The organism is Psychromonas antarctica, from assembly GCF_022267535.1.
Lineage (GTDB): Bacteria > Pseudomonadota > Gammaproteobacteria > Enterobacterales > Psychromonadaceae > Psychromonas > Psychromonas antarctica.
This window is the reverse complement of record NZ_JAHNZV010000016.1, coordinates 37,940-60,081: the sequence shown is the minus strand read 5'-3', so window position 1 is coordinate 60,081 and position 22,142 is coordinate 37,940. Positions and strand designations below refer to the sequence as shown.

20 protein-coding genes are annotated in these 22,142 nt (G+C 39.8%); 2 read left to right on the top strand and 18 right to left on the bottom strand.

Annotated features, from left to right (window positions below; all coding sequences use genetic code 11):
* Positions 1 to 25 precede the first annotated feature (25 nt).
* The 3 genes from KSO91_RS06460 to KSO91_RS06450 form a co-directional block, all read right to left on the bottom strand.
* The gene (locus tag KSO91_RS06460; RefSeq protein WP_238742143.1) at positions 26 to 448 is read right to left on the bottom strand and encodes a phosphoribosyltransferase; all 423 of its coding nucleotides are present in this window, start codon (positions 446 to 448) and stop codon (positions 26 to 28) included.
* A gap of 128 nt (positions 449 to 576) precedes the next feature.
* Positions 577 to 1,137: a sugar O-acetyltransferase gene (locus tag KSO91_RS06455; RefSeq protein WP_238742142.1), complete on the bottom strand. Its 561-nt coding sequence runs from the start codon at positions 1,135 to 1,137 to the stop codon at positions 577 to 579.
* Between the two features lie 344 nt (positions 1,138 to 1,481).
* Entirely contained in the window at positions 1,482 to 2,129 is a 648-nt protein-coding gene (locus KSO91_RS06450) for a trimeric intracellular cation channel family protein (RefSeq protein WP_238742141.1), read from the bottom strand.
* Between the two features lie 260 nt (positions 2,130 to 2,389).
* On the opposite strand from KSO91_RS06450, the gene KSO91_RS06445 reads away from it, so the two are divergent.
* Positions 2,390 to 2,896, top strand: coding sequence for a hypothetical protein (locus KSO91_RS06445; RefSeq protein ID WP_238742140.1), 507 nt, complete (start codon positions 2,390 to 2,392; stop codon positions 2,894 to 2,896).
* Positions 2,897 to 3,000: 104 nt separating this feature from the next.
* Here KSO91_RS06445 and KSO91_RS06440 read toward each other — a convergent pair whose 3' ends face one another.
* The 12 genes from KSO91_RS06440 to KSO91_RS06385 all read right to left on the bottom strand — a co-directional run bounded on the left by KSO91_RS06440 (position 3,001) and on the right by KSO91_RS06385 (position 16,630).
* Complete coding sequence (locus tag KSO91_RS06440; RefSeq protein ID WP_238742139.1) at positions 3,001 to 3,807, bottom strand: Cof-type HAD-IIB family hydrolase; 807 nt, start codon at positions 3,805 to 3,807, stop codon at positions 3,001 to 3,003.
* 125 nt (positions 3,808 to 3,932) lie between these two features.
* Positions 3,933 to 4,904 (bottom strand): coproporphyrinogen III oxidase, encoded by a 972-nt coding sequence (locus tag KSO91_RS06435; RefSeq protein WP_238742138.1) that lies wholly within the window; start codon positions 4,902 to 4,904, stop codon positions 3,933 to 3,935.
* Between the two features lie 63 nt (positions 4,905 to 4,967).
* Complete coding sequence (locus KSO91_RS06430; RefSeq protein WP_238742137.1) at positions 4,968 to 5,828, bottom strand: DUF7281 domain-containing protein; 861 nt, start codon at positions 5,826 to 5,828, stop codon at positions 4,968 to 4,970.
* A 25-nt stretch (positions 5,829 to 5,853) separates the two neighbouring features.
* Positions 5,854 to 7,104 (bottom strand): hypothetical protein, encoded by a 1,251-nt coding sequence (locus KSO91_RS06425; RefSeq protein ID WP_238742136.1) that lies wholly within the window; start codon positions 7,102 to 7,104, stop codon positions 5,854 to 5,856.
* Complete coding sequence (locus KSO91_RS06420; protein WP_238742135.1) at positions 7,104 to 7,727, bottom strand: hypothetical protein; 624 nt, start codon at positions 7,725 to 7,727, stop codon at positions 7,104 to 7,106. Before KSO91_RS06420 ends, KSO91_RS06425 begins: the two co-directional genes overlap by 1 nt.
* A complete protein-coding gene (locus KSO91_RS06415; RefSeq protein WP_238742134.1) occupies positions 7,727 to 11,419 on the bottom strand; it encodes an ATP-binding protein in 3,693 nt (1,230 codons plus the stop codon). The genes KSO91_RS06420 and KSO91_RS06415 overlap by 1 nt, the downstream gene beginning before the upstream one ends.
* 160 nt (positions 11,420 to 11,579) lie before the next feature.
* Positions 11,580 to 12,482 (bottom strand): ROK family protein, encoded by a 903-nt coding sequence (locus KSO91_RS06410; RefSeq protein ID WP_238742133.1) that lies wholly within the window; start codon positions 12,480 to 12,482, stop codon positions 11,580 to 11,582.
* 45 nt (positions 12,483 to 12,527) lie between these two features.
* Positions 12,528 to 13,079, bottom strand: a complete 552-nt coding sequence (locus KSO91_RS06405; RefSeq protein ID WP_238742132.1) for a DUF1415 domain-containing protein — start codon at positions 13,077 to 13,079, stop codon at positions 12,528 to 12,530.
* Positions 13,080 to 13,460: 381 nt separating this feature from the next.
* A complete protein-coding gene (locus KSO91_RS06400; protein WP_238742131.1) occupies positions 13,461 to 13,943 on the bottom strand; it encodes a hypothetical protein in 483 nt (160 codons plus the stop codon).
* Between the two features lie 14 nt (positions 13,944 to 13,957).
* The gene (locus KSO91_RS06395; protein WP_238742130.1) at positions 13,958 to 14,248 is read right to left on the bottom strand and encodes an EF-hand domain-containing protein; all 291 of its coding nucleotides are present in this window, start codon (positions 14,246 to 14,248) and stop codon (positions 13,958 to 13,960) included.
* Positions 14,249 to 14,335: 87 nt separating this feature from the next.
* Positions 14,336 to 15,004 (bottom strand): response regulator, encoded by a 669-nt coding sequence (locus tag KSO91_RS06390; RefSeq protein WP_238742129.1) that lies wholly within the window; start codon positions 15,002 to 15,004, stop codon positions 14,336 to 14,338.
* A gap of 15 nt (positions 15,005 to 15,019) precedes the next feature.
* On the bottom strand, positions 15,020 to 16,630 hold the full coding sequence (locus KSO91_RS06385) for an ATP-binding protein (protein ID WP_238742128.1): 1,611 nt from the start codon (positions 16,628 to 16,630) through the stop codon (positions 15,020 to 15,022).
* Positions 16,631 to 16,862: 232 nt separating this feature from the next.
* Between KSO91_RS06385 and KSO91_RS06380 the strand changes: the two genes are divergently transcribed.
* The gene (locus KSO91_RS06380) at positions 16,863 to 17,531 is read left to right on the top strand and encodes a DUF2913 family protein (protein ID WP_238742127.1); all 669 of its coding nucleotides are present in this window, start codon (positions 16,863 to 16,865) and stop codon (positions 17,529 to 17,531) included.
* Positions 17,532 to 17,625: 94 nt separating this feature from the next.
* On the opposite strand, the gene KSO91_RS06375 is transcribed toward KSO91_RS06380, so the two are convergent.
* From KSO91_RS06375 to KSO91_RS06365, 3 genes are all read right to left on the bottom strand, one after another.
* Entirely contained in the window at positions 17,626 to 18,321 is a 696-nt protein-coding gene (locus tag KSO91_RS06375) for a tRNA (adenine(22)-N(1))-methyltransferase (protein ID WP_238742126.1), read from the bottom strand.
* A 36-nt stretch (positions 18,322 to 18,357) separates the two neighbouring features.
* Positions 18,358 to 20,532 carry a Tex family protein gene (locus tag KSO91_RS06370; protein ID WP_238742125.1) on the bottom strand — a complete coding sequence of 725 codons (2,175 nt, stop codon included), beginning with the start codon at positions 20,530 to 20,532 and terminating at the stop codon, positions 18,358 to 18,360.
* Between the two features lie 376 nt (positions 20,533 to 20,908).
* Complete coding sequence (locus KSO91_RS06365) at positions 20,909 to 22,075, bottom strand: HD-GYP domain-containing protein (protein ID WP_238742124.1); 1,167 nt, start codon at positions 22,073 to 22,075, stop codon at positions 20,909 to 20,911.
* Positions 22,076 to 22,142: the final 67 nt, after the last annotated feature.

Genomic DNA, 22,142 nt, shown 5'->3' with positions numbered 1-22,142 from the left:
CTGCTCAAATGCAGTAATAACGCTACTAAGTTGCTCTGGATTTGACATAATTAAGTCCTGATGGATGAGTTACCCGTATTAAATCAGAACAAAAAATGGAAGTTGAGCTACGCTGCCGTAAGCTCACTTTCATCGTCCCTCCCGACTCGATAGCATCATCAATAACAATCACGTGCTTGCCTTTGATATTTATATTCTGGTGGTACGCTATCGGTGAATTATTATCTCTAGAGCCGGGAATATGGGGGCATGAAATATAGTCCATACTGACATTAAACAATAACTCCCGAACCAAGTCAGCGGTAAACAGTATCCCTCCAGGTACCACGGTAATGACAACCACACTACTACCCTGAAATTTTTCGTTGAGTTGACGGGCAACTTCTTTTACTCCGTCTTTAATCTGTGCTTCGCTAAGCACTAATTTACCTAGTTGTTTATTGCCCATTTTGAACCTCTAAGATGGTATGCATAATGCTTCTTACATAGAACCTTGGGTGATATCCGTGAACGTGATAAAGCACATTCGATGCGTATATTTTCCAATAACAAGAAGCGGCCTAACCCGGTGTCCTTTTATGACTCCAGATTCCTTATTATTCGACACGGACTTCCAGCAGCAACTACATTCGCGGGAATATCTTTGGTCACCACAGATCCTGCACCGATCACCGAATTGTCTCCAATAGTAATACCGGGACAAATAATAGCACCACCGCCAATCCAAACATTATGACCAATCTTTATGGGTAAACCGAATTCAATTCCCTCTTCAACCCGCCCTTTTACGTCAAGTGGGTGCCCTGCAGTATAAACCTGAACATTTGGCGCAAACATTACATTGTCACCAATTTCAACCCGATTAACGTCCAAAATAATACAGTTAAAATTGGCGTAAAAATTTCGCCCAAGACTAATGTTACTGCCGTAATCACAATGAAAAGGCGGTTCAATATAGGCGCCATCTGCTGCATCCGAGAGCAATTCAGTCATCGCGGTATTCCACTCATCGCTGTCGGGAATGCTGTTGTTTAATTTTTTCAAGATTATCCGACACTGAATGCGTTCATTGTAGAGTTCTTCATCGCCTGCCAAGTAAGGTTCACCCGCAAGCATTTTTTCTTTTTCTGTCTTCATATTTACCTTAAATGATTTATCTGTGGCAACTGATTAATGAGGCCGCAAGTATATCAAAACGCTGTGCGGCTCGAAAGTTAACAGGTTCAATGTTGAGCGCAAGCATTATGCCAAGGGAATTGTCAGTAACAAGGTATGAGTTAGATGCGGAGTAACTTTAGTTGGCCACAGAGTGGAAAACACAGGATTTGCTCTGAATATTAAGTTTTGACGTTTAGCAATGATAAGTAAAAACAGAGATTAATATCCGAAATATCAACTCAATTGCTGATAACAATTAGATAACGGGTTTGCCACCCGCTTATCGTTAGCTCGGAAGTAAATTATATGCACAACATTTCACCTTACGATTTTCCTTTGATACTCTTTTTCTGCGCTATTTTTTCTTTTTCAAAGTAAAAAACGGGCAGAGACCACGCAAGTTTAAGCGCGACAATGCGCAGACTGAAACTAGCCATTAAGGTAACAATAACCGCAAGATCATCTTCAACACCATACCAAAGTAATGCCAGATATAAGCTCGCGGCAAAGAGTGCCACCGAGGCATACAGCTCTTTATGTAATACCAATGGCTTTTGGCGACAAACAAGATCGCGCAACAAACCACCAAATATTCCCGTTACAATCGCTGCAATTACGCAAATGAACGCAGGCAGATGCATATCCATGGCAACACGGCAGCCGATAATACTAAAAACAATTAACCCTATTGAATCTAATGTGACAAAAAGACGCTGATTGCGAGCTACCCAAGGTGCGATTAGCGTTGTCAGTACACCAGCCCCACAAGTTATCATGATATATTCGGGGTGCTTTATCCAGCCGACTGGGTAATGACCTAAAATAATGTCACGTGCCGTCCCGCCGCCGATAGCAGCCACGCTAGCCACAAACATCACACCGAACCAATCCATTTTTCTTTTGCCTGCAGAAATAGCGCCAGTCATAGCTTCTGCAGTAATGCCGATAATGTAGAGAATGGTCAACAACATAGTTTTCTTTCTGTAGTAAAAAGAAGCGGATTGTAGAGGAAATATAAGAGTGAGGCTAATGGTAAAAAACACGAGTCATGGCTTGCTGTTGTTATCTTAGGTAAAACTAACAAATAATCTGATGCAATCCCCCCTCGCAATCTGTTACTCTTCTGCGCGATAATATACTGCAACGAATTAGATAGCTCGAAAAAAATAGGCAGGTAAATACATCAGTACTGTTTCGATTTTTTTAGCCGTTTTAACATAAGGTAAAGCACGTGACTCAACACTTTGAAGATTTTTTACAAGCACTTATTAGTAACGATAAACCGCTCTGTGAACGCCCGTTTTTCGAGCAAGGCAGCGTGCATTTAGAGCAACAGCTTAGGCATTATTTAAGCAGTGAAGGCATTGGGGAAAATACCTTTGAAAAATCAATCGAAGCGGCTCAAAAACTCAGTAACATAGATACTAATAAGCGCTTTTGGTCTGCGCTAAAGGTTTTCAATGCAGCAGCAGGTAACTATTTTTTTGCGGAAAACACCAGTTCAAACAAAAAATGGCTACGCTTCATCAATATCATTGAGTCGTTACAAGGCTATAACGGTAGCCAAATATTCGCAGGCGTGGGCATTAAAAAAAGTCGTTTATATCGTTTGTATTTCGCCTATATGCTAACCTGGGAACACTTAAGATATCTCGCCGGAGATGATGACGACTTCACTCCAAGTGCGCAAATTATGGATAGATATGCCGATTATGAGCATGACCATCACCATGAATAATAATTAAACCGTATTGATATCAATACGGTCAACTAACTCAGCGTAACAATAGCGATCTATTGGTAGCTGAGTTAACGCAGAAAAACCCGAATGCTGAGCAAATATTATTTTAAAATGTATTTTTCAAAAACATGGGCAACACCTTCTTGGTCGTTGCTAGCGGTAATATAGTCAGCGTGATATTTTACTGCATCGGTTGCATTTTCCATTGCCACTCCCAAACCCGCAAATTGAATCATTTCTAAATCATTGGCGGCATCACCCACACAAATAATTTGCTCTGCTGTCAGTCCAAGATGCGCTGTTAATGCTGCCATCCCTTTACCTTTATTACTGTCTTTATTCATAAACTCATAAAAATGCGGCGTGCTTCGCGCCATTGAGTATTTTTCTTGTAACTCGGTCGGCAATAAAGGGATCGCATTTGAAAGTAATTCCGATTCATCAATCATCATCACTTTGAGAATATCTTCATCCACGTCAAGCAGATTAAAGTCAAACTCAGAAAATTCAATGTCATTCAGTGTTGCTTCAAAATCCGTATATTTATTCTTTTTAGGTGTAATCAAACCTCGCGTCATAGAATAAGCAAGAATATTTACCCCTAATTCATTTGCTAGTTGATGCAGTTCGATTGCATCTTGCCCTTTTAAAATCGCACGACTAACAACGGTTTTACAAGCAACTTTAAGAATTAGCGATGCATTGTAGGTCAGTACATAATCTTCTTCGCCATCAAGGCCAAGCGCTTTTAATGTCGGTAACATTCCCTCAAATGGGCGACCAGATGCAAGCACCACCTTGACTCCTTGTGCTTTAGCTTTAGCTATTGCAGCACACACTCTGCTTGTTAATGCTTTTTGGCTATCAAGCAAGGTGCCGTCCATATCTAAAGCAATCAGTTTATACATCAATTTTTTCCTTATCATTTAATCTGCGGACAGTGTATGTGAAATTGATTTGAGAATCGAATCCTCCTTTACAACAAAAAAGACCTTTATTTCTGCTCATTCGTTCTTTTTAGGTACTAAACCGCTTATCTATGTATTTTATAAAAATCACGTATGATTTTCGCTATCTGTCGTTTTTCTTTTTCTGTTACGGCACATCGATTGGTATTTGGAAAAATAGCTAACAAGGCGGTAATTAATTTATCTTTAGGTGCGACGGTTTTTGCAATCCAACGACTTAGCAGATCGCGACTGATATAGGCAGGCAAAGATCCTAATGTACCCAGATCATTCTGATCATGGGCTAATAACCCAGCAGTCGTGCCTCTATCTAGAGTGAGCACCTGATAAAAATAAAGAGTGTGGTAAGCCAATTGAGTATTTACCTGCTCTTTAGTTTTTGCCTTTACCCGCTTTGATTTATCACTAATTATTTCCGTATAAGCATTGATCATCGTCTCCGCAAAATTACTGGGAAATGCTAGAAATTCAGCACAATCGGGGTTGAAGCCTTCAAGATAGAAATGACTGACACCACGATGTACAGCCAAGGCAGGAATATTAAAATACTGTTCACCCAATGCACAGCCCTGCGCATAATACTCAGCGGCAGCAACACGAAGCGCATTATCAAAGGTTTGTTTATCGCTAAGATCGACGATAGCCGGATTTAAATCCGCCATTATTCGCCAGTAACTCTGACCATTTTTAAGTAATGTCCAACTGATATGCAGATGAAGTGAAGGAAGGCACGGATGTGCCGGATGGACAATGGTCGATAATGCGGTTGCGACGGTGAATTTTTTATCATCACTATATTCAAAATGAACCTGCGAGACATTCACTGAAGCTCGACTAAATAGGCCTGTCACGGCTAGCTGATAACGCAAGCCACCACCATGTTCACCTTTATCACGTAACCACTCTACCTTTTCAAAGGCATTGGGCTTGCCCGCTTGAGTACTCATAGTAATTAACTGCTGAACAAATTGTTTCTGAATCTGAGTCAGTAGTACCATCACCTGTCGTGCTTTTTCTGAAGTTGCTGCAACGCGCATAAAAGTCCTGTTATATTAGTTAGCTCAACATTGCGGCGCTGGCCATTCATAAATAAATTTGTTCTACAGTTTAAATAATGCCAGCTGGATATGATGAGCCAGCATCTGCTCTTGTTTTAAGGTTTTGCGACTGAGCATCATCTGCGCCAAGGCATCTTGGCACTTTTTAGGAAGGGCAGATCTATCTTGTAGATAACGGATAGCAGATTGCTGATTAAACCATTCATTTTCTTCACCCTGTAATGCCATATTGATAACGCCGCTGTCTTGCGGTGTTAACCAATAATGAGCATCACAAGTTAGCGCTATTTGTATGCCCGCAGGATCTAAATCACTAAAACAGATTAACTGATTGGTTTCTCTAAAACGACGGAAAAACTGATAAGCACAACTTGTTTGCTGCTGCTTTTTAAAATCGCCACGATAAAGCCATAACGCACTACGCAGCGAAGCTGGAATCACTAACGCATGCAAGTTAGCCATAATGGTCAAATTTTCGACCAGCACAATCTGCGGATGTTCAACAGAAATGATTTCATCCGCTTTGAGATACATACCTAATGAAGTAAAAGGATTACCCTGAAATTGTTGCTTATTAAGTTGCATCGTCTGTAAGCTATTGAGCAAAATAAAATCTTGGCTGACTGTATAACTATTGGTTTTTTCATTACGCTGTACTTTTGCAGTCAATGCACGGCTTTGCGCCTCTGGGTAGAGATCGCGAAAAAGATGCAAACAATTTTCCAATTGCACCCGCTCAATCAGAGAAGCCCTATCTTTTTCCGTGAAATAGAGATAATTGCCGTCAATCAAGCCAAAACCATAATCATCATTTAAACGGCTTAATAAGCTCGACAGTTTTAACTTACCCTTGTGTAGGGTTCTAAATTTTGCTTGGCAGAAAATATAGAGTGCTTTATTCATGCTTACCTGTGCAAATTTTCTTTTGCTAGTGGCTTTCTTTTAAAACAATGCGCAGATCACTGTAACTGTAATTATCAGAAGTACCAGAGACAAGTATGCCTGCCATTTTGATATCTAAAGCGGCCTGCTGCTCAAGTGTCAATTTGCAATAACTGCTAAACACCAGTTCAATCCAAGCTTTAGGCTCGATTGTTTGTGCGCTTTGCGACCAGTTTTGCAACTCACTCTGCCAATAACCGATAGCCGAAATAGACTCACCTGTGGTAATGGCCAGTTCAAACAATAATTCTGTTTGCTCTCCAAAATAATCCGGTTCAACAACCACTCGCTCGATAGGCTTAATCTCAACAGTACCCACTTCACGCGGATTAATAGCGGTTGGTTTAGTTTGCTTACGCAATGATTGCACTAATGCGAACAGCGGCTCTTCTACCGCACTGTCTTTAATATCTACATAACATTTAAGCTTAAGCGGTGCGGCAAACTTTAACTTTTCATTTAAGCTGGGATCTTCAAACAGTGCATCGCTAATTTCAAATTCAGGATGTTTACGCAGATAACGCGCCATATTACGCAGTAGGCTGGCCTGTTTTTCATCACGGCGTAACCTAAATAAACTCAGGCGCATATTGTCGATAATAAAACGCAAGCGTGCCAACGTTTGATTAAACCAGTAGATAAAGCCACTTATTTTTCGAGTGAAATCAACGGGCGCAGCCCAATTTGTCCACTCATAACAGGCTTCGGGATCTATCTGCTGCAACTCGGTCAAAAGTTTTTGTGCATAATCTAGCGCTTTTTCGTTTTCGCGGACCTTAGCACTTAAGGTACTGACAAAACCAAACTGACTGGAGATAGCATAATGCATATTATCTAAACTGACATTGAGATTGTCTTTTGCTTCATAAAGAAGATCGTCTAATTGATCCAAGTAATATTCAGCATCTTCATGCTGATTGCTTTGCACCGATAGCTGAAAATCGTTAACCGTATCATCTAAGATATCGATCACTTTCCCCATATCGGTTAGTTGCCGATAGCTGCTCTGCTTACGCATCAAACGATTGAGCATACGTTTTAATTCAGCGGTTACACGGTAATCACCGGGCTCATCATCAGGCCGCAACAAACCTTTTTTCTGGAGTAAATTAAGTTTACCCGCATCGAGCTGATCGCCGGCAATCGAACCATATACATAAGCATCTGCTAACAACTGTCCATTGCTACCGATCTGTTTTAGTAATTCAGCAACATCGCCTACATCATATCCCGCCATTAAAAGAGCAACTCCTCTTGTTGCTGCTGATCATTTTCCGGCAGTTCAACACGTTCAGAATCGTTTAGAAACTCGATTAACAGATAGATAATATCAAAACGTGCGGTGCCATAATAACGGCTACTACCGATGTTTTTACGCACTAAATAGCCCATCTCTTCGAGCTTTTGAAATACAAAAACTAACTGCTCACGGGTTTCTAATTTATTGCTTTTAAAAGGTTTGATAGAGGTTAAGTGGCGCAAATGCTCACGTAAGGTTTGGTCATGTTCAAAGGGATCGAACAACTCGTTAATATTCACTACCGATTTTGCATGCAGAGGCAGATCCGTTTGACTGACCGTCAGTAACAGCTCTAAAAACTCAACTAATGGACGAAAACTACTGCGCACCTCGCTAAACAAAACGCTTAATTCCGCACTATTACTTTGATCAACTTGCTGAAAAGTACAGTAAAACGCATCGGCGCTGTCAAGGTAGGTTAAATTTCTGTCTAAATTCCCTAAAAAATCGTTTACACGTTGACTATTATCATTGGCTTGTAGATATTCATATTCGTCAGCAAACGCCGTTTCGCAGATAATAGCGCCGGTTAATAGTTTTTGTACAGTCTGTTTAAACATTATTCAACCTCCACAGTTTGCTGTGCACTGCTCTGTTGTTTACGTTGCGCTAATAACTCATCTAAACGTGATATCGGTATTTCCGCATGGTAAATTTTATTGTCTTTTAATTTGTAATGGCGATCGTAAAGCGAAAGGATATGGCGATCCGTTGACGGAGAAGCGGACAACATGGAGATATTATTTTCATTAAACATTTTCAATAACTGATCAATGTTTTCAGCCGCTAATTCACCTAATTCATCGACTGGTAAAATAATCACAGAAGGCGTATCACCAGACCCCCGTAACATTCCTAAAATACCCGCAAATAAAGATAACATGGCCAGATAAGAAAGCCCGGTTGAGCTTATTTTTTTCAACTGACGCGCATTTCTTGCGTGTTTTAACTGCCCATTCTCGGTAATAGTGAATTCGATATCAAAGAGATTATTATGCGCCAATACAAAGCCATCACTAGGCAGATAAGCAGAAAGCTTGTGCATCGCATAGATAAGTTCATCTGGAATTTCACCGGTCCCTTCACGTAAATCATCACGATGTAGCTCAAATAGTTTTGAGAATTGCTGTAGAGGCCCCCAATATTCAAGCTCTTCCTGTTTCATCACGGTATAAACGTTGATATCTGCCAGCGCTTCAAAATGCGCTAAGGCAGTGACGTTTGTTGAAAGCTGCTTACCAATAATTTTAATGCGTCGCCCAAAGTTTTCGATATGCTGATAGAACTCATTAATCATGTTGGCATTGACCGTCACCAACTGATAAGTGTTTTTTTGTTTCTGCTCTGCAGAGCTCAGGAGGTCGGCAATCGGGGTACGGTATTTAAAAAGGCTTCTCGCACCTTGATAATTATCATTGTCAGCCACCAGTTTAAGCCAGTTTTCAAAGAGTTCGCTGCCGGCATGATTTTTTCTAAAAGATTCATTAAAACGGTTAAGTTGCTCCGTTAAACGTTTTTCAACGTTCTTAAACTGCTTTAACCAATCAAAACAAAAACTGACGGCTAAATCCGCTTCATTATGAGGTTCGGTTTCACTGGTTAATGGTGCAATGCCACTCATTTCACACAAACGTTGGCTTTCACTTAACTGTATTAACAGATCATCACTATCACGTAATTGTGTGGTTAATTTTTTCAGTAGCGTTTGATTGACCGCAATTAACTGCCCTTTTTCAGCAAGTAAATCTTCAAGGTTATTTTCTAATCCCCGTTTTTTTATTTCTCTGTTTTGATTAAGCTCAACCAGTTTATCGCGATGCACATAACGCTCATTCATAAACTGCTGATATTCTCGCGCCTTGCGTGCCCAGACGGCACATTCACCTAAAGCAAGCTCAAGCGTTTTACGCTCACGACTGCGTTTATCTACTTCACCATCAGGGTCGAGATCGCTAAGCGCGCTATTTTTCTGTTTTTTATAATCACGTAAACGCGTAGTCGCGCTTTCTTCAATGGCAGCAAGCTGTGCTTCAAGTTGATCAAGTTGGCTATCACGATCCGACTCCACCACCATGCGTTGATCCAGCATTAAGGTGTTAAGTTCAAACTTTTGCGTTTGCTGTGATTCTGTAAAGGCTGCAATTTTTTTTGTTATCTGCTTTTTATCACTGTTTAAGACTTTAATCTGCATTTCAACAGCGAGGTTTGCCTCTTTTATCGCACGTTGTTTTTTATCAACAAGGTTCTGTTTTTGCACATTAAGTTGGCTTAGCTTTAATTCACTTTGCTTAAGGGTTTGCTTAACTTCACTAATAGTGATTTTTTGCGCTGCAATCTGTTTGCTAGCAGTAATAAGTTGCTGATCAAGATCGGCTATTTGCTCGCTTAGTATCAACCTCTTGCTATCTAAATGGCTTAATTTTTCACGTAACTCATTTTCATTAAGCTGCAAATCATTATCTTGCAGTTGCTGTAAATCCAATTGCAAACCATAGAAACTATCATTTTGCCCACCCCAACTAGGGTCTAAATCAGTGCGAGACATTTGTTCGCTAGATAATAAACGCCCTATATTATCTTTCCAATGGCAAGCTAACGGCTCATTGCTTAAGTAGTATTGCAGCGAACCGACTTCGGGCAGCAGCTGCAATTCCAGCGCCGCACACTGTTGTTTTAGCAGCGCTAAATTACGGTTATCTTGTTTATGCTTATCAAGCAGTTTTTCCCGCTGTTTTTCAAGTAACGCAAGATGTTCATTTTGCTCATTAGTTTTTTGTAAAATAAGCATCTGTGTTTCATGGGTTTGCGCTAAATTATGTTGATTGGCTTCAATCGCCATTAATAGTTCAGCATCTATGATCGGGTTTTGTTGCGCTAGACTGGCCTGAGCTAACTGATTATCAAGCGTTTGTTGCTGCATACTGAGTTTTAAATAGGTGCTGTTTAATAATTCATTCAACTGTCCAAGCTGTGCTTGGTAAGATTCACTGATCACATTAAGTTGCACATTCGCAGATTCTTTAATCGAGGCAGATTGTTCTCTATTAGCGGCCACATCAGTGACTTTTTGCAGCGTTAAGTCTTGTATTAACTTTTCAAATTTGCGCTGAATTTTATTGATATTGCCTTCAAAGGCTTCAATGACATCATTTACTTCATTAAGCTGCTGCTGAATGCGTGGCGCCTGATCCGCTTGTAGCTGAAAACTAGCGGCATCATTATCATCATAATTCAGTTTATCTTGATCAAGCAGATCAATGCGGCTCTGATCCGCCTCCATCAAGGCCAATATATTAGCCATTTCTTTACGTAAAGATTCGCCACCGATTTTTAATTCGGTTTCGAGTTCATCTAATGTTTTACGGGTGACCTCTTTGCTCTCTTTACGTGTCTCCTGTAATGTCTGTAATTTTTGCTGATGATTAATGATTTCAAAATGCAGATGCTGCAATTTAATGAGTAAGCTATCAAGATTATTAAAATCACTCTGCCATATTGAAATTTTTTCAGCTACTTTTTGGATGGCGCGGCTCGCCTGAATATCCGCTAACCAATGAGTAATATCCTCTTTATTAAGGCTTATCTGCTCTTTCTCTTCAATGCTATTTCGCGCCAGATGATCACTGGAAATCGCCACCAGCATACGTTTAACCGCATCGAAATCGAGATTCTTTTCGATAGTGCCATTAATTACTTTATCAATATGCGGCGTCGGCAAATCGCTAAATGCGAAACGACTTTGCAATTGTCGTACATCTTTCAGTTTGCGCCCACTGCGTAAATTTTGGATCACTTGTCGGTATTTATCGACACCTAAATAACTAGAGCAATAACAGCCTGCACTGCGATAAATACGCTCAATCTCCGCGACTGCTAATGGGTGCTTGTCTTCACCAATAAATGAACTGCTATTATAAGATCCATCAATCAATTTAAATTGCACACTACGGCCATCACTGCTTGCCAGCACCATACAAGTTTGTCCATAGGGACGTTGGTATTCATACACTAATAAACTTGAATCGCGTGGCAAATAATAATCGGCAAAATTCCTCGCTTGATCAACCTTACTGACAATATCACTCGGTCGCATGCCATAAAATAGCGGTAACAAACGCATTAAAGAAGTTTTGCCCGCACCGTTGGTGCCTTCAAGTTGAGTGTGCCCAGTTAAATCGAGTTCATTAACCTGACCTTTCCAGAAACTGTCGATAATAATAATTCGCAGTAGAGAATAGGCTTGCTGAACCATAGTAAATCCTTGTTTGAACGGTTTTTATACAAAAAGTAATAGAGAAATAGTGATCGCCACAATTTATAAGGAATGGCCTCTTTTGTCGATGCTTTTTAGGTAACTTTGTGGATTTAAGCGTAGCAATAACCGCTGCGAAAAATGAGTGTAACCGTTTAGCTTATGGATAATTTAATAAAGCAGCGCCACGCACACCACCAGCAGCACCGAATGTCGCCGATCGAAGAGTCGGCAGACGCATGCCCTTTAATAAATGTTCAGGTAAGCGAGCAGTTAATGCCGGCACTAATGCTTCAAAGTTTGATAAACCGCCTCCTAAAATAATAACATCGGGATCAAGTACTAATATAACGCAGCCTAATCCGGCTGCAAACAGATCCAAATAAATATCAACCACGTTTATTGCAGTTTTATCCCCTGCACGGTATTTATCCAAAATATCAGGTGATTTCAGCGGCATACCTGCATAGTGTTTATATAAATTAGCTAACCCGGTGCCGGAGATATAGGTCTCTAAGCACATCTTCCGCCCACAACCACAACTAAACTGAGGCAATTTCGGGTATTTTAGAAGCATGGTTGCGGGTATCGGGCAATGACCTATTTCCCCTGCAAACGCATTATATCCACGGTGAATAGCACCGTTAACAAAAATCGCAGCACCAACTCCCGTACCGAGGGTTATCCCCAGTACCGTAGCGAAACCGTCACCACTTCCGCCATGACACTCAGAGAGTAAGAAACAGTTAGCGTCGTTTTCTAGAGAGACATCTCGTCCTAAGGTTATTGTCAAATCATCCGCTAAGTGCCGCCCTTCAATGGCGGGAACATTGGCACAATGCAAACGTCTATCACATGGATTTACGGCCCCTGGGAATCCGATCCCTACCGTTCCCCGACAAGAAAATCGCAGATCCGCTTGTTTAACCCAGTCATTAATCAACACCATAAAATCGGTGTATTCATGGGGGGTCGGTTGCTGTTCCGAAAAAACACAAACTAACTGCTGATCAAATACCGAAAAAGCGATTTTTGTACCACCAATATCAAATCCGTATAGCAAAAAAATTCCTTAACCTAATGTTATCGTCAGGCTCAATTTATCTTATTATCCATTCTTTAAACAAGCCGCTAATAGATTAACAAAAAATGCCTCCCCTTTTTTGCGGCAGAATTCAATATTACGTTGTGGAATAGCATCCGGATCCGGGTGCATATCTAATACACGAGCCATACTGGCTTCTCTTATTAAATGCAAACAAGGGTAAGGTGAACGATTAGTATAATTAGCGGGATCGCTTTGTGGCTCGCCAGCAAAACAGTAATCAGGATGAAACGTTGCTAACTGATAAACACCTTCAAACCCCTGTTCAAATAACAGATCATTCGCCAAGTCCACTAAATCTAGAAAATCATCAAACGGAGCAAACCCATCGGGCAGAATAAACAAAGTTGTTTCTGTGTGTTGATTTTGGTCTAAATATTGACATTCTTTAATAAGCTCAAGCAATACATCAGCGACCTCTGTTTGCTCAACAACGGTATAACGAATAGAACCACGCTCAACCTCTTGACGTGCAAAAGGGCAGATATTGTACTTAACGATAACTTGCTTAACCCAGTTTTCAGTCTGCGTTATAATTTCATTGTCAGCGTTCATTTTTACCTTCATTTCGGTGCATACTTATTCATATTGTATATGATATTGGCATTGTATCAGGGGAAACCGTGAAGCGATGCAACGTTGAATTAAAAAGGTAAGAATCAGCACATTATACGTACTGTTAAGCGAGTTTGTTGGTTCTTGGTAAGTTCAAAAACAATTAACAACGAAAGAAAAGGAAGGTCAAGTTCCACACGTTTTGTTGAGTAAACTAGGCAACAAGCAATAAAACCACTGGCTGTTCATAACATTATAACTAAGAAAGTGATTATCCGTTAAGGCCGTATAAGAAGCAGTGAGAAAGAAGCGAAACCTAGTAACCAAGGTGATCGCTTCTCAATGAGGTAAGTGAAATATTTACTTAAAAGTGGATTACTATTATGCCGTTGTATTAATAATAGAATCGTCTTCTTCCAATCCAAATTTTTCTAGCACACTCGAATAGATAGCTTGTTTGTCTTGATCGGTAAGAGTTGAGGTATCAGTTGATGCAAGTCTTTCTTCCATCAAATCCGCTAAATAACTTACCATAGAACTTATTTCCACTTCGTTTTGTGCTGGCGGAGGTGGTGGTGGCGGTCTGCTTGCATCACTGTCATTATTAACTAAGTCACCAAGAGTTTGAGCATCAAAGCCAAGCGCTTCCATCGCATCGCCAAGCCCAGAACCAGGTTGAATTCCGGCCTCCGAAAATGTCTCAACGATGCTCAACGCATCAGATTCTGTTAAATTTTCTGGGTCAAAATCAGCTAATGTATCTGAAATCAATGTCTTCTGTTCATCATTCAAAACTTGCTCGGTGCGTTTTGAGGGCATCGAGATTGACATAGAAGAACTGGCTGAATTAATAGAACTAATCATATAATATCCTTATATTATGGCTTTGGTGGGCGAGGTGGTTTGTGACTGTTATATTCTTGACTACTAAGAACACCATCCCCGTCTGTATCAATATCCGAAAAAACGGTTTGATAATCACCAAAAGGGATTTCTTGTAAAGAAAACTCATCAAAATCAATTGTGCCATCAGCATTGGCATCAATTTCTGTAAAACTAGGACGAGGTGACTTTCCCTCCTTTGGTTGCCCCTTTTCTTTGGCACTTACTTGGATCGAAAATGCTAAACTTATCGTTACGGCAATCAACAAATTACTATTTATATTCATTTATTTCCCCTGTGGCTCAAGTATAAAATCACAATAACAATAGAATGTGCAAATAAGGTGCAAGAAATAAGGAAATACTCAGATTTGTTATGGTAAAACTAAACAATATCCAGTGCCATAAACTGATTGAATCAGATCCACTCCTTGGCTTATATCATCCAATTTTCTACGCAACTTTTTTATATGGCTATCAATGGTTCGATGATTAACGATACGATGGTCAGAATACATACTTTGCATAAGTTGCTCACGCGTAAATATCTGCCCTGGTTTATGCGCCAAAGGTTTCAATAGTTGAAACTCAACTGATGTTAGCGAGACTTCTTGCCCACAGAAACTAACGCTCAAGCGGAACTCATGTAATGTAAACGCCGTAATATTTGTTTCTATGGTCACCGTTCTTCTTAAAACGGCCTTCACTCTGGCCACCACTTCTCTTGGACTAAATGGTTTGCAGATATAATCATCAGCACCTAGTTCCAACCCTAATAGTCTATCAATTTCCTCAACTTTAGCGGTGATCATCAGTATCGGCACATTCGAAAACTGACGTATTTCTTTGCACAATTCGATGCCATCTTTACCGGGCAGCATTAGATCTAATAAAATAGCTTTGGGCTGATTCGCTTTCACCCATGCAATGACTTCATCACCATGATGGATTTGATACGGCTTATACTCAGTTAAGTTAAAGTAATCTGCTAGCAGATTTGCCAGTTTTATTTCATCTTCTACGATTAATATTGAATTAGACATACTACTTTCCTGTATTTATTTACTCAGTGGTAATTCAATGATAATAGCTAATCCACCTAAATTAGACTGCGCTGCACAAATTTTTCCTTGGTGTGCAGCCACAATGTGTGCGCAGATAGACAACCCAAGTCCGGATCCCCCAGTTTTACGATTTCGAGAGTTTTCAACACGGTATAAATACTCAAACAAATAAGGCAAATGTTGTTTTTCCACACCGACACCATCATCTTCCACTTTGACAATTACCATTGCTTGGATTGGGCGTCTATCTATTTCAAGGGATATTTTGACTCGTTTTGCTTGTGCATATTTAACACAGTTATTAATTAGATTATCAAATAACTGGCATAGTCTGATGCTATCTGCAAAAATATTAGCCTGTTTAGGCTCTATCATAAGTTCGAGTGTAATACCGGCATCTGCCAAATAACTTCTATATTTATGCGCTGCTGAATTAAGCCATAAAGATAAGTCTTCATTTACCTTTTGACAATGTATACCGCCTATATCCGCACTGGTTAATTGCTGAAGATCATTAATCAAAAAATGTAAATGTTTTACTTCATCATTAGCTGACGCTATATTTTTTTTATTTAACGGCCGAACATCGTCCAGCATGGCTTCCAGTTCGCCGCGTAATATAGTAACCGGTGTCCGCAATTCATGAGATATATTCGCCAACCACCGTTTCCGAGCCTTATTATTTTGATCCAGCGTTAAGGTTAATTCATTAACATCTCGACTTAGTTCACCTAGTTCATCATTGCTCTGTGAATCAAGAGACTGTTCATAATCACCTTGAGTCAATTTATGCGTAGCTTGGGTTATTTTTTTAATTGGGCCAACTAAATGCCGTGCAAGTATTTGTGCAAGCAAAGCCACCAACATCATGATAACTAAAGCGATAATCCATAAATAACTTCGCTGCTGTTCAATAAAATCTAACTCATAACCATTCGTAATTTCATTTCGTTTGGGTATTGCTAAAAACCCCACATTTTTATTATCGACAATAACGGCTGTTTTACTATATTTAATATCTTTGCGGTAATGCCCAACGATAAGGTTTTCCCTTGCATCCAATAAAGCATAATTAGCTTGATGTACTGGCGGAAAATTTTTCTCTCGAGCCCTATTTTCGTTCCTAATTTTATTATCTCCACCTTCAAAAAAATCATTTTCAGGCGGTGGAGGTGGCCTACCTAAATGGAATGGAGGAGGTCCTGGCATATAATTATTTTTTTTAAAATTTAAAAACACCAGTTGTTCAAATGCCCTTTGCTGCCCTTGCATTTCTGACCAGTTATTTTGTTTTTGATAATGTAGCCCAAGATCAGCCACTAAAGGTTTCATCGCTTCAACCTCTTTAGTATTTACATACTCAACCATGCCCCGGCCAATACTCCATTGTATTAATAGAACCAGTGCGGTTACAAGTAACAGGCTAAAACCAAACAAAATTACAAATAGTTTGCGATGAATTTTCATTACCATGGATCTCTTTAAAAATAAATAACTGTAAACTTTAATCGTATCCACTTGTGGGTCAAGAAATAACAAGCAAAAGTACTTAATAATACCCAGTGATGATACAGTGAAATTGTGCAAGAAACGTGCAATTCCCACAAATGACGCTATCGATTAGTTTGATAATGCACTCAAATAGTTATTCTGCGTGTAAATAGGCTCTTTATCTCTTTAGCGCATGTAAATCTGATTGACCTTTTACAACTGATTTTATAGTGATGACAAAATTAAACGACTTACTTGTAGTTCCCTACTTGTGACTCGTCTTATTGCCTGTCATAATTTGCCCTTGCTCGCCCGCTCATATAGCGGCTCATACAATAGGATTGACATGGTTCTTTTTTCTCAAGAAATTTATACACTAATTAATGACGCTCTCACTGAATTAACTGCATCACAAGCATCAGGACGGACACCACACAACCCCCTCAGTGAAGCCCATTATTTAGGCGCCTGGGTAACCAATGCGATGAAAAAGAAACGGTTTGACGCAATTGTATTAGCAACCTTAAAGGGCTGGCAAAGACAAGCACGCAGTTTCGGCAAAGACGCAGGATTAAAAGAGCAATTTCTTTTCTTACAAAACTGTTATAACCAAGTGTTAGATGTAGATAAACAGGTTCAGCCAGTTCATCTTGCACAGCTTAAGCAGCTTTTTACTATTCTTTCAGATAAGCAATGGATGGTAACCACAGACCTTGAAGTAGGTGAAAAACTGAATCGCCATAGTGGTGGAAAAGAGTCATTAATTGTATGCGCACAGCAACTAAGCAATCACTTTGATGAGCAAGGTATTTTAATCAAACCACTGTCCTTATATGTTAGAGGTAATCAGCAAACTATTGTTGATCTTGCATTTACCCAAGATCTACTCTTATATAAAATAACGGATTATAAATCTAAGGTTAAGTACCACGGTGAATTTATCGTTTATCCTAATAATGATGGGACTTCGCTACCAGAATTTCCGCTTATAGCAGATGAAGAAACAGCAGATTAATTTAACCTTGTTAAAATAGCGTTATTAAATAATTAACTCTCATTCGGATAAGCAAATTGACACAGTGCAACTAATCCCAAGTGAAGGTTAATTATTAAATTGCAGCCCTTGTATTTTTTTTTAAGCTTAAGTACTGATTTAGAATAGCATGAGCATCGACACTTGAATTTTGAGTACTACGTTGATAATGCTGAATTGTTTTATCCAGATATTTTCGATGCATTGGATTGTTAAAATCCCACATTACACTTCCAACAGACGAAAGTGCTTTTAAGCTTTGCCGAGAGACATGCAGCAGCTCATAAAAACGCTTATTTTCTGCCACCAGTGATTCATTAATCAACCCCAGTTGATGAGCAATTAAAAACTGCCGCACTTTATAATTATGATGCACGGGGCACAAAACAAATTCTATCTGGTCGCTTGTACAAAGCGGCAACAACGCCCGCATAATCTCAATCAGTAACTCACCGCCAATACCCGCTATGATAATAAGGTGCTTATCTGTTTGCGCTAGCTGTTTAAGCGGCAATTCCGCCGCATCGAGGCAGTGTACCTGCCATGCTTGCTGACTTCCCTGCCAATGATTTTGCAGTTTTCCCTCTATATCGGTCATTAAGTCCGGCACAATATCAACAAAATGGACAGTCTCTGCGACTTGTGCGTTTAGTAAGCTAAAACCTAATAATCCATGATCGCAGCAGCAATCCCATATATGATCATAGTGCTTGGTTATCATCTGCTCAATTTGCTGCAACCGACGGCCTGTTTTTAGGTTTGTATTTGTCAATGTTTAACTCTTCTCTTTTACTTTCAGCTAGTTTTTTTATAAGCGCATTGTTAAAGCAACCCGTTTTCTGTTTAGGTCTAGTTCAAGCACTTTCACTTCAACTATTTGACCAGCCTTAACCACTTGTAATGGATCAGAGACAAATTTATCCGCCAATTGTGAAATATGCACTAACCCGTCTTGGTGGACACCAATATCCACAAAGGCACCAAAACTAGTGACATTAGAGATCACGCCTTGTAATACCATATCAAGCTTTAAATCAGTGAGTTTATTAACCCCTTTGGCATAACTCACGGTTTTGAACTGAGGACGCGGATCTCGGCTAGGCTTGCCTACTTCATTAATAATATCGTGGATCGCTATAGCGCCAAATTCGTGATTAACCAGCCTCTCAACATCTACTTTATTTAATATATCAACATTATTAAGCAGTTGTTTGACCCCCCTATTTTGCTGCGTAGCTATTTCATTAACCAAATTGTACGCTTCCGGATGCACTGAGGAGTTATCAAGTGGATGGTCTCCATCAATAATACGTAGGAAACCAGCCGCTTGCTGAAAAGCTTTGGCGCCGAGACGCGGCACTTTTTTTAATGTCTGGCGTGACCTAAAAACCCCATAAGTATCGCGGTAATCAACGATGTTCTGAGCAATCGTTGTATTTAATCCGGCAATAAAACTAAGCAATGATACCGAGGCACTATTAAGATCAACCCCCACCGCGTTAACACAATCCTCAACCACAGCTTGCAGCCGTTTACTTAATAAACTTTGGTTGAGATCATGTTGATAGAGCCCGACACCGATCGCTTTGGCATCTATTTTGACTAATTCAGCCAAGGGATCTTGTAGACGGCGTGCAATAGAAACCGCTCCACGTATTGATACATCTAGCTGAGGAAATTCCAATGATGCAAGTTCAGAGGCAGAGTAAACAGAAGCCCCCGCTTCACTAACAATCAGCTGTGTGACTTTGGCTGTTTGTTTACTCAAGGTTTCTCGAACAAAACTGTCGGTTTCTCGCGAAGCAGTACCATTACCAATAGCGATTAAGTCGACTTTATATTTTTCTATTAATTGCAGTAATAACCGCTCAGACGGGGCGCTTTTAAAAACAGGTGCGTGTGGGTAAATAGTTGCATAATCGAGTAATTTTCCCGTTTCATCAACTACCGCCACTTTACAGCCACTTCGAAAGCCAGGATCAAGCCCTAATACAACTTTACGCCCAGCAGGTGCCGCCATTAATAGGTCTTTTAGATTTCCAGCAAAAACCTCAATTGCGCTGTCATAAGCATTCTCTTTTAAAGCCGAGATTAACTGTGTTTCTAATAAACCCGATAATTTACTTTTCCAGCTTTTTTTAATCACCAGTGCCCGCCAGCTATCCAGTGGCACACTTTGTAATGAAAAACCTAAATGGTTGGCAATTAATACTTCGCAGTAGGATTGTTTATTGGCTTTATCTTGCTTGGGATCAGTTTCTAGTTTTAGCTTTAAGAAACCTTCGCTTTTACCGCGTAAAAGCGCTAATAAACGATGTGATGCTATTTTATTTAGGCGTTCACTATAATCAAAATAATCTTTAAATTTACTACCCGTCTGCTCTGCACCTTTAACAACTTGGCTGGTAAGCAACGCATTACCCAACAAATATTTTCGTAGTTTTTCTAGTAATGCACTATCGTGGCTAATACGCTCAACCAGTATCTCTAGTGCGCCATCTAATACCATTTTGATATCATCAAAACCTTTGTGACGGTTAATATACCGCCCTGCAAGGATCATTTTATCGGCGTCAGCCTGATACCATAACTTATCTGCAAGCGGGCCAATACCCGCTTCAAGCGCCAAGGTACCTTTGCTAATACGTTTGCTTTTGAAAGGCAGATATAAAAGTTCAAGTTCATTCTTACTTTCACAAGTCTCTATTTGCTTTCGCAGTTGGCTAGATAATTTATCTTGCTCGGTCAATGCTTTTAAAATGGCCACACGGCGAACAGCTAATTCACGCAGATAAATTAAGCGGGTTTCCAACAAACGAAGCTGGTTATCATCGAGGCCAGAAGTTGCCTCTTTACGGTAGCGCGCAATAAATGGCACCGTATTACCGTCATCATAAAGTAAAATGAACGCATCAACCTGTTGCTTGCTGATCGATAATTCAGTGGCGAGTTTTGCTTTAATTTGCGTTAAATTTACACTCATAATTTTTCACTACTTGTTTTATTGTTTCAGTTCAACATACTTATCCCCATGTTACTTAAAGATGCAAAATCAGCAAGCCAAATTACACTTAGATACAAGGCATTAAATTACAATATAATGGTTTTATATTGAGACTTTATAACGATGCAAATAAGGGGGCAGTATGCTTTTTTCTGTGGGAGCTTCGCCAGAAACAACACATGCAGCCTTAGACACGAAGCAGATAATATCCTCACTGCATTATAAAAGCGGATATCGATATTTTACTTTCGAGCAAGTATATCGCGCTATGGTGTATGACAGCGTAAAAATAGCCAACTGGGTATAATAAGAAATCACAGCAAGGAGTCACCTTCGTTATTTTAAAAATGGCGCGTTACTGTTGTACATTCCACTTCGCGTGAGATTCAATAGTTAATATTTTAATATCAGGATGATCGGATAAGTTGATGATTTTACGGGGTACATAACAGCGTTTTTTGCTATTGAGGATTAATTCGACTTGAGGTTTAAGCATATTGCCATCGATCTCAACTACCTTGGCCAAATAATCGTTACTTAACAAAACCAAACTTCCCACTGGATAGATACCCACGGATTGAATAAATTTATTGACCAACTCAGGATTAAAGTGGCTGCCGCGCCATTTTAGCATTAATCTCAACACTTCTGATGGCTCGCTCCCTTTGTGATAACAGCGATCCGCTGTTAGTGCATCATAGACATCAACAATAGCCGCCATTTGCCCATAAAGACTAATTTGCTCGCCTTTTAAACCCAAAGGATAACCCTTGCCATCAAACTTTTCATGGTGCTGTGCAACAATTTCCATTGCTATTTTAGAAAACCCTTGGCTTTTCTCTAAAATAATACGGCTGCCAACAACATGCTTTTTCATCACTACAAATTCTTGCTCAGTTAATTTCCCGGGTTTATTGAGAATATGGCTGGGCGTGAGTGTTTTACCTATATCATGAAGCAAACCGCCCATACCAACCTGTTTAATCACAGTAAGCGATAATCCCATGCTTTTAGCAAAAACCATCATTAACACAGAGAAGCCAACGGAGTGCTCAAAAGTATATTTATCCATTAAACGGATACGTGACAACCCTAATAAAGCATTCGGGTTACGCAAAATGGACACACTCATTTTGTTGATCACCGGTGTCACTTTTTCTAATTCAACATGTTGCCCCATTTTTACGTTAGCCATCATTTCAGTAATAAATTGTCCCGCTTCTGCATAAGCGACTCTTGCTCGGCCAAGCTCTTGCTGCGCAGTTATTTTTTTAGATAACGCCGCACTTAACACGTTCTCAAAAGGAACTTGCTGTGTTTTTAGTTCTTCAATAAAAACATCATCGCCTTTCTCGGTGTCAATTTCGACCACCTTTACACCTGCGGCAATAATTCTGCGAATAGCCGTTTCATTGTCTACTTTAAAACGGTTAAGTGTAAAAGGATGGTCCAACCAACCACAGTTTAAGTCGTTGATATACATCCCTTTACATAATTGTGTTACCTTTATTTTTTTTAACATAATGTCATCATGGTTGCTTTCATTATCATACTGATAATACCATTATTGCTAATGGGGTTGCATTTTA

Bases quoted from the DNA above. Each gene is read 5' to 3' on its own strand.
- KSO91_RS06460 (WP_238742143.1), bottom strand. From the start codon at position 448: ATGGGCAATAAACAACTAGGTAAATTAGTGCTTAGCGAAGCACAGATT.
- KSO91_RS06455 (WP_238742142.1), bottom strand. From the start codon at position 1,137: ATGAAGACAGAAAAAGAAAAAATGCTTGCGGGTGAACCTTACTTGGCA.
- KSO91_RS06450 (WP_238742141.1), bottom strand. From the start codon at position 2,129: ATGTTGTTGACCATTCTCTACATTATCGGCATTACTGCAGAAGCTATG.
- KSO91_RS06440 (WP_238742139.1), bottom strand. From the start codon at position 3,807: ATGTATAAACTGATTGCTTTAGATATGGACGGCACCTTGCTTGATAGC.
- KSO91_RS06435 (WP_238742138.1), bottom strand. From the start codon at position 4,904: ATGCGCGTTGCAGCAACTTCAGAAAAAGCACGACAGGTGATGGTACTA.
- KSO91_RS06430 (WP_238742137.1), bottom strand. From the start codon at position 5,828: ATGAATAAAGCACTCTATATTTTCTGCCAAGCAAAATTTAGAACCCTA.
- KSO91_RS06425 (WP_238742136.1), bottom strand. From the start codon at position 7,104: ATGGCGGGATATGATGTAGGCGATGTTGCTGAATTACTAAAACAGATC.
- KSO91_RS06420 (WP_238742135.1), bottom strand. From the start codon at position 7,727: ATGTTTAAACAGACTGTACAAAAACTATTAACCGGCGCTATTATCTGC.
- KSO91_RS06415 (WP_238742134.1), bottom strand. From the start codon at position 11,419: ATGGTTCAGCAAGCCTATTCTCTACTGCGAATTATTATTATCGACAGT.
- KSO91_RS06405 (WP_238742132.1), bottom strand. From the start codon at position 13,079: ATGAACGCTGACAATGAAATTATAACGCAGACTGAAAACTGGGTTAAG.
- KSO91_RS06400 (WP_238742131.1), bottom strand. From the start codon at position 13,943: ATGATTAGTTCTATTAATTCAGCCAGTTCTTCTATGTCAATCTCGATG.
- KSO91_RS06395 (WP_238742130.1), bottom strand. From the start codon at position 14,248: ATGAATATAAATAGTAATTTGTTGATTGCCGTAACGATAAGTTTAGCA.
- KSO91_RS06390 (WP_238742129.1), bottom strand. From the start codon at position 15,004: ATGTCTAATTCAATATTAATCGTAGAAGATGAAATAAAACTGGCAAAT.
- KSO91_RS06380 (WP_238742127.1), top strand. From the start codon at position 16,863: ATGGTTCTTTTTTCTCAAGAAATTTATACACTAATTAATGACGCTCTC.
- KSO91_RS06370 (WP_238742125.1), bottom strand. From the start codon at position 20,532: ATGAGTGTAAATTTAACGCAAATTAAAGCAAAACTCGCCACTGAATTA.
- KSO91_RS06365 (WP_238742124.1), bottom strand. From the start codon at position 22,075: ATGTTAAAAAAAATAAAGGTAACACAATTATGTAAAGGGATGTATATC.